2 protein-coding genes are annotated in these 13,848 nt (G+C 57.9%); both read left to right on the forward strand.

What is annotated here, in order from left to right; genetic code table 11:
• The first annotated feature begins 68 nt into the window (after positions 1–68).
• Entirely contained in the window at positions 69–13,379 is a 13,311-nt protein-coding gene (locus V9L13_RS28045) for a hemagglutinin repeat-containing protein (RefSeq protein WP_338801082.1), read from the forward strand.
• Complete coding sequence (locus V9L13_RS28050; protein WP_338801083.1) at positions 13,376–13,768, forward strand: hypothetical protein; 393 nt, start codon at positions 13,376–13,378, stop codon at positions 13,766–13,768. The genes V9L13_RS28045 and V9L13_RS28050 overlap by 4 nt, the downstream gene beginning before the upstream one ends.
• Positions 13,769–13,848: the final 80 nt, after the last annotated feature.

The raw sequence follows: 13,848 nt of genomic DNA on the forward strand, positions 1-13,848 counted from the left end.
CCGGGCAGGGATCGCTTTGCCTGTTGATTACCCAGACCTCATTCGCCTGTCGCAACGAGAGCTCAAACATGGACGTTCGCCAATACGCCTTCCTCGCTCGTCAGCCTTCTGCTGCCGTGAAAACCCGTGAGCATTTCTGGGGCATGCCCAAGCGCGGGCTGGCGTTTCTATTGGCGAACGTCATGTTCTGGCAACCGATGTGGGCGCAGGCCGACGGCATTGTCGTGGCCAACCCGAACACCTCGCTGGATCGTGCCGGTAACGGTGTGCCGATCATCAACATCGCCACGCCCAACGGCAACGGGCTGTCGCATAACCAGTTCCATGATTACAACGTCGGCGCGCAGGGTGTCATCCTCAACAACGGCTCGACGCAAACCTCGAATACGCAGTTGGCCGGGCACATCATCGGCAACCCGAACCTGAAAAACAGCGGCTCGGCGCAGGCAATTCTCAACGAAGTCATCAGCGGCAACCCGAGCCAGTTGCGCGGTTACACCGAAGTGGCGGGGCAGTCAGCGCGAGTGATCGTCGCCAACCCGTATGGCATCACCTGTAATGGCTGCGGCTTCATCAACGCACCGCGCGTGACGCTGACTACCGGCAAGCCGGTGCTGGATGGCGCGGGCCGGCTGGATCGTTTTCAGGTTGATCAAGGCGCTGTAGCGATCGAAGGCGCCGGCCTCAACGCCAACAACGTCGACCGTTTCGAAATCATCACCCGCAGCGCGAAGATCAACGCTGAACTCCAGGCGCAGAATCTGACGATTGTTGCCGGGCGCAACGACGTCAATGCGCAGACCTTGAACGCCACGGCCCGTGCCGATGACGGCAGCACCAAACCGCAACTGGCGATTGACTCCTCGGCACTCGGCGGGATGTATGCCGGGGCGATCAAACTGGTTGGCACCGAGGCCGGGGTCGGCGTGAAGCTCGACGGCAAACTGATCGCCAGCGGTGGCGATATTCAGCTTGATGCCAATGGTCAATTGAGCCTGGCCGATACTTCGGCGACCGGCGCGGTCAACGTCAAGGCGGCCAGTCTCGATGCGCGTGGGCCGGTGTATGCCGGCACGGCATTGAACGTGCAGACCCAAGGCAATCTGACCAACCACCAGACCCTCGCCGCCCGTGACAGCATCGCCCTCAGTGCCGGTGGTCAGTTGACCAACGCCGGCGTCATTGAGGCCGGGGTCAACGCCGACGGCAGCCGCAACGCCAACGGTGATCTGAGCCTGAATGCGCAGAACCTCGACAACAGCGGCAAGAGCCTGGTAGCCAGTCGCAATCTGACAGTCAACACCGCGCAAACCCTGAACAACCAGAGCGGCACACTCAGTGGGCAAACCACAGCGATCACCGCGGGGACACTGGACAACCGCAACGGTGGTCGCGTGCAGAGCAGCGCTACGCTGAACCTCAATGCCGCTCAAGTGCTGAACAACAAAGGCGTGATCAACAGCCAGGCCAGACTGACCGGCAATATCGGCCAACTGATCAACCGCAATGGTGAACTTGCCGGCCAGACCGACGCGGTACTGACGGTCACTTCGCTGGATAACGTTGCCGGCGTGATGACCGCCGGGCAGTTGCTCGACATCACCGCCCTCAGTGCGATCAACAACAGCAACGGCGGCCGGATCGGCGCCAAACAATCGCTGACCCTGCGCGCGCAACAACTCGACAACAGTCAGCAAGGCCAGTTGATCAGTGAAGGCACACTGACCACGCGCATCAGTGATCGCCTGGACAATCAGAACAAAGGCCTGATCCAGGCCAACGCTGCCACGGACGTACAGGCCACGCGCCTGGATAACCGCGCCGGCAAGATTTCCAGCCTCAACACCCTGACGCTCACCAGCGCCAATACGGACAACCGCGGCGGCACGATTCGCGCTGATCAGGCGGCGAAACTGCTGATCAGTGAACTGGACAACCGCGACAAGGGCCGCGTTGAAAGCAAGGCAACACTGACGTTCGAAGGCAACACGCTGGACAACCGCAATGGTGGCTTGCTCACTTCGACCGGCCTGCTGGGCCTCAAGGCCAAAAATGTCACCAACGATGGTGGGCGGATTTCCGGCAAGGGCGATATCGACGCCAGTATCGACAGCCTGAACCAGCAGGGCGGTGAATTGGTCGCCGAAGGCAACCTGTTGCTGACTGGCAAGACGCTGCAGAACCATCAGGACGGTCTCGTCGGGTCGCTCAAGACCCTGACGGTCAACGTCGACCAGATCGACAACCGCGGTGGCTCGCTCTCCAGCCAGCAGGACCTGCACATCAACGGTTCGCGCCTGGACAACAGCGAGGGCGGCAAGGTGTTGTCCGACACCACGCTGGAGGCGAAAGTCGCGCAGATCATCAACGCCAGCAACGGCCTGATTTTCAGCAAGGGCGCGAGCACCCTGAGCGGTACCGGGTTGAGTAACGTCGCTGGGCGGATCGTCAGTCAGAACAGTCTGGGGCTGACCTTCGACGGCGCGATGGATAACCAGCAAGGCCTGATCAGCAGTGAAGGGCAAATGATCCTCACCGCCGGCAGCCTCGACAATCGCTTGGGCAAACTGTCGAGCCTTGAAGCAATGGCGCTGACCGCCACCGGCGCGGTACTGAGCCAGGGCGGCCTGATCGTCTCGCAGAAAGGCCTGACCTTCAAAAGTGGCAGCCTGGATAACAGCGACAACGGCATCATCAGCGCCAAGGCTGATTCGACCCTGACTACCGGCGAGTTGAAGAACCGTCAGAGCGGCAGTATCGCCACCGATGGCACGCTGTTGTTGACCGCCGGGCACCTGGACAACTCCGGGGGCACCATCGGTAGCCAGCAGAAACTTCAGGCTTCGCTGACTTCGCTGGAACAGGACGGCGGCGAGTTGTTCAGCAACAGCGACCTGACCCTGGACATGAACAACGGTTTGCTCAACAACCAGCGCGGCAATATTCATACGCCGGGCCAGTTGCTGCTGAAAAACCTCAAGGACGTCGACAACAGCGCCGGTGAAATTTCCGCTGCCAAGGCCTGGAGCCTCGATGCGCAAAGCCTGAACAACGACGGCGGCAAATTGCTCAGCAATGAAAAGCTCACCCTCGTCATCGACCGCGCCTTAAGCAACGTCAAAGGGGTGATTGCTTCCGCCAGCCTCGACAGTCGCAGCGACAGTCTGAACAACAACAGCGGCGACATTCGCGTGCGGGGTGATGTCGATTTCAGCGTCACCGGAATGTTCGATAACCAGAATGGTGTGGTCATCGCCGACAACGGCCTGACGATCACGGCCGCCAGCCTGGATAACCGTCAGGAAGGCCTCATCGGTTCAACAAAAGCGCTGAACCTCAACGTCGACCGTATCGACAACCGCAGCGGCGAGCTGTCGAGCAAGGCTGATGTGAGCCTGATCGGCGCCTGGCTGGATAACAGCGACAGCGGCTACATGCTCGCCGGCGGCAATCTGGCGCTGACGGTTAATGAAGTCATCAACCGCAACAAGGGGCTGCTGTCCGGTGTCAGCGGCTTGACCCTGACGGGCAAGACCCTGGAAAACAGCGGACGTCTGACCAGCCAGAAAGATCTTGCGATCAACCTCTCCGGAGATCTGAACAACGCACAGGGCAGCCTCGTCAACGAAGGCGCTTTGGCGATCAGCGCGCAAAGTCTCGACAACAAGGCCGGCACGGTCTCCAGCGCTAAAGCGCTGACCATCGACACCCGTGGCGCCGTCAGTAACCAGGGCGGCAAACTGCTGACCGACACCGACCTGACGTTCAACAGCAGCGCGCTGGATAACCAGCAACAAGGCGCGATCAGTGGCAAAGGCAAACTGAGCATTACCACCGGCGACCTCAACAACAGCCAGGCCAGCATTTACTCCGCCGATCAACTGCACATCACGGCCGGCCAGGTGACCAACATCGCCGGCAGTCTCGGCGCGGCCAATTCGCTGGCGGCCAATGTTCGTGGTCTGGATCAGCAGGGTGGCAAGCTGTTCAGCAGCAATGCTGATGTCAGCGTCGATCTGAACGGCGGCGCGTTGAACAACCAGGGCGGCGTCATCAGTGCGCCGGGTCAGTTGCTGTTGAAGAATCTGGCCGACGTGAACAACCGTGGCGGCGAGATTTCCAGCGAGCAGGCTTTCGAGCTGCTCGCCAAGTCATTGGATAACAGCAGCGGCCAACTGCTGAGCAATCAGAAACTCACCCTGCAGATCAACGACGCGCTGACCTCGATCAAAGGCAAGATCGCTGCCGCGGCGCTGCAGATTCGCGCGGCGAGTCTGGATAACAGTGGCGAAGGTGTTTTGCTCAGTGACAGCGATATCGACGTCAAGGTCGATGGCCTGCTGAACAACCAGAACAAGGGCAGCATCAAGGCCGCGCAACAGCTGAACCTCAACAGCACCGGCCTGAATAATCAGGGCGGCACACTGGTGGGTGTTGCGGGCATGGCGATCGATCTGGGCGCCACCGCACAGGATCTGAATAACCAGGACGGCCTGATCAGCAGCAAGGGTTTGCTGAGCGTCGCCCACCTGCGTGATCTCAATAACCAGAACGGCGTGATCAACAGCAAAGGCGTGTTGAGCATTGAGACGCTGCGCAACCTGAATAACCAGAAGGGCGAGATTTCCAGCGTCAACAGCTTCCGTTTGAAAGGCAACAGCCTGGACAACCGTAGCGGCAACCTGATCAGCAACGATCAACTGACCCTGACCGCTGCCGACCTGAACAATCAGGGCGGTCTGGTCTCTGGCTGGAACGGCGTGAGCGTCACCGGCGGCACCCTCGACAACAGTCAGGAAGGCAGTGTCTCCAGCCTGCTCGGCAACACCAGCATCGACCTCAGTGGTGCGCTCACCAACCACAGCAAAGGTGGCGTGGGCGCGAAGGGCGAAGTGAGTATCAAAGCGGCCAGCCTCGATAACAGCAACGGCACGGTCAGCAGTGGCGGCAAACAGACGCTGGCCCTGACTGGCGGCACGCTCAGCAATGCTTCCGGCGGCTTGATCGAGAGCGGTGACGCGCTGGATGTCCGCGCCGCATCGCTGGACAACAGCGGCGGCAGAGTCACTGCGAAAAAAGCCCTGACCTTCACCGGCACGCACCTGAACAACAGCAATGGCAGCCTCGTTGGCGATGACAGCGTCAGCCTCGACCTGCTCGGTGCCCTGACCAACGTCAATGGTGCGCTGGGCAGCAGCGGCCCACTGCTGATCAAGCGTTCCGCCAGTGTCGACAACCGCGGCGGACAATTGATCAGCCAGACCTTGCTGAGCCTGCTCACCAGCGGTGATCTGAACAACAGCCAAAGCGGCACCGTGTCGGCCAACGGCCAACTGGATCTCACCGCTGGCGGCACTCTGCACAACGACACCGATGGCCTGATCTCCAGCCGCGATGCCGGGGTGAACCTTACCGCTGCAGCGCTGAACAACGCCAAGGGTGCTGTGCAAAGCATGACAGCACTGACCGTGAATGCGGGCAGCGGCGCCATCGACAACCAAGGCGGCAAGATCATCGCCCAGAACGGCGACCTGACCCTCACCGCCGCCAGCCTCAACAGCCGTGGCGGTGTGCTGTCGAGCCTCAAGGGTTTGCTGCAGACCCGCCTGACCGGCGTGTTGCGCAACGGCCAGGGCGGCAAGATCGAAGGCAGCCGCCTCGATCTGCGCGCACTCGGTGGTATCTACAGCGACGGCGGGCGCATCGCCGCCAACAGCGGCGACATTCTGCTCGATGCCGGTGGTAATGCACTCGACAACAGCAGTGGCGGCATCTATGCCCGAGGCATGGTCAAAGTCAGCGCCGGTTCGCTCAACAACAACGCCGGGCAGATCAGCGGCAATGGCATCGAGCTGGGCGTCAACGGTAACCTGACCAACCGTGGCGGCCTTGTCGAAAGTGCCAACACCCTGGCCGTGCGCGCTGCCAGCCTCGATAACCAGAGCGGCAAACTGCGCGCGCTGGGCGTCGGTGGTAAAACCGATTTCCAGATCGGCAGCCAGTTCGATAACCGCAACGGTCTGGTGGAAACCGCCAACAACGACTTCAACCTTGCCACGCCGAACCTGCTCAATGCCGGCGGCTCGATCACCCATGTCGGCGTCGGCGAATTCGGCATCTCGACCGCCAACGTCATGAACGCCGGCGGCTCGCTGGTGACCCTAGGCGGCCTGACGCTGAACGCGGACAGCTGGACCAACAGCAGTGTGATTCAGGCTGGGCGGTTGACGGTGAATGTCGGCAATTTTGTGCAGACTGCGAGCGGCCAGTTGCTTGCCTCCAATCAGTTGATTGGACGTGGCGGCAATTGGACCAACGACGGATTGATTGCCAGTAGTGGCAATTTCGATATCCAGTTGAGCGGCACTTATGGCGGCAACGGTCGGCTCAGCAGTGTAGGCAATCTTGGCCTCACCGCGTCCGGGATCGACCTGAGCAGCGCGGCCAGTATCACCGGTGCGACGACCGCCACGATCACCAGTCGCGGCAACCTCACCAACCTGGGCCGACTGACTTCGGCAGACAGCCTGACCGTCAATGCCGCAGCGCTGACCAACAACGGAACGCTGGGCAGCGCCGGCTATCTGCGCGTCAACACCGATTCACTGCTTAACCAGAACGGGCTGATTTTCAGTGGCGGCGACATGGCCTTGCGCGTCGGCACGCTGACCAACCGCTACGCCGACATCTATGGCATCGGCAACATCAGCATTGCCCGGGACGACAGCAACGGCTGGAGTTCGTCGATCAACAACGTTTCAGCGACCATTGAAAGCGTGGGTGATCTGAGTCTGGCGGCGGATCACATCGAGAATCGCAAGGATGTGTTTGAAGTGGCTGCCGGGGGCGGGCTGATCTCCGGGGCGATTGGTGTTCGGTGCGAAACCTGTACTTCGTTCTCCAACATTTTTTACGAGACTCGCCTGCCGAGCCACATGGTGTGGATTGAAAAATACCACTCAACCATTGTTCAGGATTCGGCTTCCGGCACGCTGACGGCCGGGCGAAACCTTACTGGGAATGGTCGGGAGTTCATCAATAACGCCTCTGTCGTAAGCGCCGGGCGTGACATGACAATCAACGTGCAGAACTTCACGAACCAGGGAGCGACTGTCGGGGACTACACCGTCAGTCGCTGGTTCGCCGCGCCAGGTCGGCATGACGTGTTTTTCTGGAGGGACGTACTCGCCTATAACGCTGCCAATGATCCGGACTATGACTCAGGAAAAATGGGGGTCTCGGACGGCAAAATCAAAATGATCCCGAACCTCCACACTTGGGACATGAACAACGTCGAAACGTTGACTACGGTCGGCGGGCGTCATACCGGTAGCGAGGCCGCCAACTTCTTCCTGTTTGGGTCGATCCTTCTAGACTACGACGGGAAATTGCCTTTCCCTGCACCGAGCTACGACAGCGGCGTGCGCACGGAGGCGCCGGCTGCGGTCAAGAACGCAGCGTTTTCCAAAGTCACCACTATTGAAAGCAGCCCGACGGCCAATGCCAACGCAGTCGTTCAGGCCGGCGGCACCGTCTATATCAACGCGACCAACAAACTGGACAACGGCGTCGTTCGCAACGGTAACGCCGCTGCCGGCGGAGCGTCTCGCCTGGGCTCCACGCAACTGGCGGGTCAAGTCACCCCGACAGTCATCCGTATCAACGCCCAGCTTCCTCCAGACCTCGCCCAACAACAGGTCAACCCACTGGCCTTGCCGGGCTTCACCCTGCCGACCGGCGACAACGGTCTGTTCCGCCTCAGCCGCAAGGACGGCAGCGAGCAAACGCTCGTAGCCGGTAAAGACTGGACGATCGGCTCCATCACTGCCGCACCCTCGACACATGCGGGCGGTATGCCGGTCAGGCATGCAACAGACCTCCAGTTCGATAAAAACGATCCAGTCTCGGTGAAGAACCGTGAGCTGGCATTGGCCAGCCGTCCTTCGCTGAATCTCAATGACAAGACGGCTGTCATCAACGTCAATTCCGCTGCCGGTGACGGGCCGGTCGGTGTGCTGATGCCCGCTCGTGGCAACGTTTCTTTCGACGTTCCACGCGTGCAGGCCCTACCCGATACCAGCGTGCGCTCCAACCCGCACAAATATCTGATCGAAACCAACCCGGCGCTGACCGACCTCAAGCAGTTCATGAGTTCGGACTATCTGCTGGGCAAGCTCGGTTATGACCCGGACACCAGCGCCAAGCGACTCGGTGACGGTCTGTTTGAACAACGCATGGTGCAGCAGGCCGTGGTGGCCCGCACCGGCCAGCGCTTCATCGACGGACAGACCTCTGACGAAGGGATGTTCAAGTACCTGATGAACAACGCTATCGCCAGCAAGGACCAACTCAACCTGTCGATGGGCGTTACCTTGACCGCGCAGCAAGTGGCGGCATTGACTCACGACATCGTCTGGCTCGAAGAGCACGAAGTGAACGGTGAGAAAGTGCTGGTGCCGGTGTTGTACCTGGCTCAGGCCAACAACCGTCTGGCGCCTAACGGGGCGCTGATCCAGGGTAACGATGTGACGTTGATTGCCGGTGGCGATCTTACGAACGCGGGTACGTTGCGCGCTTCAAATAACTTGTGGGCAGAAGCCGACAACAACCTTGTCAACAGTGGACTGATCGAAGCCGGAGAGCGTTTGAGGCTCAAAGCCGGTAACGACATCATTAATAAGTCAGGAGGCATCATTTCCGGTAAGGATGTCAGTCTCACGGCCACCCATGGGGACGTAATCAACCAGCGCGATGTAACAAGTGTTGATGTCAACCGAGGTGGCAGTGTGTACCACCGTGACTATCTGGATAACGCCGCACGGATCGAAGCCGCCAACGACCTGACGATCAGCGCTGGTCGTGACATCAATAACATTGGTGGCGTACTCCAGAGTGGTCAGGACATGACGCTCGATGCCGATCGCGATGTGAACATCACCTCGGTTCAGGATCGCAGCACCAATGCGCGGGGCAGCAGCTACCTCAATCAGACGATTACCCAGCATGGGGCTGAAGTGACATCAGGGCGCGATCTGTCGATCAGTGCCGATCGGGATGTGACAGTTGTGGCCAGTCGGCTGGATGCCAAGCGGGATCTGAGCTTAAACGCCGGCAATGATGTACAGATCGCATCCGCGGCAAATGAAAGTGATTACGTGGCGCGCAGCAAGCGCACGCAGGTGGAGTCCCTCAATGTTTCCCAGCAATCAAGTGTCATCAACTCGGGGCGTGACATTGCTGTCAACGCTGGCAAAGACCTCAATCTGATTGCCAGTCGCATCAGCGCCAGCAACGAGGCGTACTTGTTCGCTGGTGATGACGTCAATATTGAGACGGCAGAAGACGTTGATTACGACTACTACTCGAAAACCAAAAAGGGCTCCTTCGGCAAGAAGAAGTCGACGATGAGTGAAAGCGAGACGGTCTTGTCCGTCAGCTCGACAGTCGAGGCGGGTACCAAGCTGGTGGTGTCGGCAGGTCAGGACATTAATCTGACCGGAGCGAAGCTCAACAGCGATGGGACTTTGCTTGCTACCGCGGGTCGCGACATCAACTTGTTGGCTGCTGAAGACTCTTATAGCCAGGCCAACGCTTCATCCAAGAAAGGCTGGAGCAAAAGCAAATCGAGCAGCAGTGAGCTGACGCAGACACGACTGAACAGCACCGAACTCAGTGCAAAGGATATCGAGCTCAAATCGGATAACAACATCACTTTGCAAGCGGCTGCCCTGCGTGCGGAAAACGAGGTGAAGCTGACAGCGGCCAATGATGTTCTGATTGGCGCCGCTCAAGAGACACAAACTTCCAGTCAGTCTAAGAGCTCCAGTAAGACAGGGTTTTCCCTTTCGGGCGAGCTTTCGTCAACTCGCAAAACCCAGCAAGCTCAACAGACGTCAACGCAGAATATTGGTAGCGATATAAGTGCTGGCAGCATCCAGATCAAGAGTGGTCGCGATTCGGTTGTCGAGGGCAGTACGCTCGTGGCCGATAAGAACATTGGCATAGATGCCGGTCGCAATCTCGAAATTACCAGTGCACAGAACACTTCGTCCTCAAGCTCGAAGTCCGGCAGTACGAAAACCGGGCAGATTGGTAGCTGGTGGCAACCCGCGACCGGGGTCGTCAAAACGAAAGAATCGGAGCAAAACACCTCGACGCGTCAGTCGGGCAGTCAAATTGCCTCCCTTGGCGGCAATATTTCCCTGACCGCCGGGGATCATTACACCCAGAGCGCGAGCCAGTTGGTCGCCCCTCAGGGCGATATCAACATCAAAGCCAAGCACGTTGATATCGAGGCAGGATTCGACACTCTCAACACCAACAAAACTGCGAGCACCAGCCGCACGGCAATCGGCGGCACCGTCAGCATTCCTCTGGTAGATGCCCTGCGTGGCATTCAGCAAATGGGCGAAGCAGCGCAGAAAACCAGCGATGATCGAATGGTCGCACTGGCAGCAGTGAACGCCGCCATGAGTGCCAATCAGGCGCTGGATGCCGGCCAGGTGATGACGCAGAATCCTCTGGGTGGCGTGAAAGTCAGCGTCAATCTGAGCAACAGCCAGAGCAAGATGAACAGCAGCCAGAGTGGCCGCAATGTGGTTGCCAGCGATGTTGTCGCAGGTGGCAACGTCAACATCGTTGCAACGGGAGCCGGTGCTGACAGTGACATCAATGTCGTGGGCAGCCGAATCGAAGGCGGCGGCGATGTCAGCCTGAAAGCCGACGGTGAAATCAATCTGTTGTCCGCGCAAAACACCGCACATCAACAAAGTGCCAACAGCAACAATGGCTGGAGCGCGGGCATCGGTTTTGGCTTCGGCGAAAGTAACGGCATTACCTTCGAACTCGCTGCCAACGTCGGGCGCGGCAGCAGCGATGGCGATGACGTTACTCACACCAATACCTCGATCAAGTCTGGTCATACGCTCAACCTGGAAAGCGGTGGCGACACCAACATCAAAGGGGCCGTTGCCACCGGTGAGACAGTCAAGGTGAAAGTCGGCGGTGACCTCAATGTCGAGAGTCAGCAGGACACCAGCACCTATACCTCCAAGCAGATGAGTGCAAACGTCGGGCTGAGTGTTTGCGTTCCACCATTCTGCTATGGCACCAGCAGTGTCAGCGGCGGCATTGCTGCGCAGCACATGCAAAGCGATTACGCCAGCGTTTCGGAACAGTCAGGCATCAAGGCCGGTGACGGTGGCTTCCAGGTTGAGGTCAAGGGCAATACCGATCTGGTCGGCGCGGTAATCGCCAGCACCGACAAGGCGGTCGACGACGGCAAAAACACCCTGAGCACTGGCACGCTGACGAGTTCCGATATCAAGAACAAGGCCGAGTACGACGCCAGTAGCATCAATCTCAGTGGTGGTTATGGCGGCGATATCGGACGTGACAAAAACGGTAATGCCAGCGCCACCGCTAGCCGGGGCGGGCCGGTTGTCGCCAGTAAGAATGGCGTGAGCGCCACCACGCCTGTCGTCCTGTTCGCCAGTGATAGCTCCAGCAGTATCACGCACAGTGGGATAAGCGGTGCTGCGGTGACGATTACCAACGGCGCAAAACAGCAGGAGCTGACTGGAAAAACCGCTGAGCAAACCATCGCAGCGATAAACACGAATGTTTCAAGTGATCGCGATGGCAGCAATAAGCTGAAGCCTATCTTCAATGCAGAAGAAATCGGTGCGAACTTCGAGATCGTTGGCAAGTTTGTGCAGAACGTTTCTCAGTTCGTTGAAGACCGCGCGCGGGAGATGGATAGCAAGAAGAAGCAGGCTGATCTGGAGTTGGCGGCCTCCTCTGATCCGAAACTTTCCGAGAAAGCTCAACTGGCTCACCACGAAAACTACCTACAGCTCAAACAGCAGATCAAGGAGATTGGCGATAACTGGGGGGCCGGGGGTACTTACCGCCAAATCGCTACAGCCCTCGTCGCAGGCGTCAGCGGTAACGTAAGCGGTAGCAGTGCGCAGTTTGCCCAGAACATGGTGGTCAATTACGTACAGCAGCAAGGCTCATCGTATATCGGTGACTGGGTGAAAAAGGGGCTGAAGGAAGGCAGCCCTACACACACCGCGTTGCATGCGATTCTCGGCTGCGCCGGTGCGGCGGCCAGCAACCAGTCCTGTTCGGCAGGTGCTTTGGGCGGTTCAGCAGCGAGCGTGCTGGCGGGACTGTTCGCAGACACTGATCCAAATGAAACGGCGATAGAGCGCGAAGCCAAACGCAACATCATCACCAGCCTGGTGACCGGCATTGCGGCCATGAGCAATCCGAATGGCGCCGCCACAGCGAACAACGCAGCTACGGCGAATATCGACAACAACTGGTTGGCGACGCAGCAATACGTCCAGGCCATGAAAGAAATTGATGCCGAACCCAATATCCTGAAAAAAATAGCGATCGCGGTGAAGTGGCAGAGCCAGTCTACGCGGCAGGATTTGCTGACCGGCTCCGGAGCCCTCAAAGGTTTTACCGATGGGATGGCGGGTGCGGGCCTTGGGACTTTGGATAGCGCCGTCATGCTGTTGAGGGATCCTATGCAGAGTTGGGACGCCGTCGTGGAGTTCGCTGGCTCTGATGAGGCTCAGGCGCTGCTGGGTAAAGCAGTTGGCGCTGCTTTCAAATCCCAGATTGATCAGATTGGGCAGGCGCTCGCCGAAGGCGGCGATGCCAACGCGGAAAACCTCGGCCGGCAAATGGGGCAAGCCGTGGCGCTCGTTGTTCAGTTGCTGGCGGGCGGTGGGAGCAGTTCTGCAAATAGCGCGTTGACCCTTTCGCGGATGGGTATTGATGTCTCGGTCAATACCGTCAAGAAAATAGGCGCGTCGTTTGATCTCGACCTCGTCAAAAACCAGATCAATAAGTTGCAGACTGTCGTACGTGATACGGATGTGCCTGTGCTTGACTCCAAGCCTCCTGCGACGGGTGGGTTGACTGACAGCGAGGCAGGCCTCTCGACATTACCTAAAATCGGATCTCTTTTGGGGGATGCCGAACTACCACCGAAGAATGCTTCTATCGAAATGGTAAGGTCCATTAAAAGGCAGAACGAGGCTGCAAAGGCTCTGGCAAAAGCAGGGTATGATGTGGAACAACTGCCTAATGTTGCAAAGAATAAGGCGAATCCAGATCTTAAAATCAATGGAGAAGTAGCCGATGTGGCATCGCCTCAGACTGGCAGCCTCCTTTCGGTATGGAAGACGATTAATGATAAAGTTATTAAGCAGGCTAAAACTGTTGTTCTGAATCTGGCTGATTCGCCGTTAGGTTTCGATGACATACAAAAAAATATAGCGGAGTATCCAGTGAAAGATCTTAAAAAACTTTATTTGTTGAAAGATGGCCAGTTCAGAGTAATTGAGGTGCACAAACCATGAGCATAATGATGGTGTTCGAATTTGAGGGTTACCCCCGTGTAGAGCAACTGGTAGATGTCCTGGGATTGCTGGGGGCGTCAGTCGACGTTGAGGATTCTGAGTTTTCCGGGGATTTTCCAGAATCAAATGCTTTTTTTGTATACACCCAGCATGCCACTCTGGAGGATATAGGTACAGATCAAGCAAATCCCTTGGGTTGGAAAATAGGCGCAAGGTTGGTTGTGCATTGCCCGATAAGCACATTGGCAGAAAGTGCAAAAGAATTGGATGAGTTCATGGTGGCGTTGGTAGGGGGCATAAATAACCGCTTTCTGCTGTCCTTTCAATATGAGTCAATATACGCCGTTAGAGATCACGATCTTGTGGTGTATAAGAAGATGATTGAATAAGTGCAGGTTTATAATGAGCTGAATAAGCTTCTGCAATCTTTTTTCTCAGAGAGGATAATGGGACAGGCCACGTTTAAATA

This window comes from Pseudomonas sp. RSB 5.4 (genome assembly GCF_037126175.1).
GTDB classification, from domain to species: Bacteria; Pseudomonadota; Gammaproteobacteria; order Pseudomonadales; family Pseudomonadaceae; genus Aquipseudomonas; species Aquipseudomonas fluorescens_H.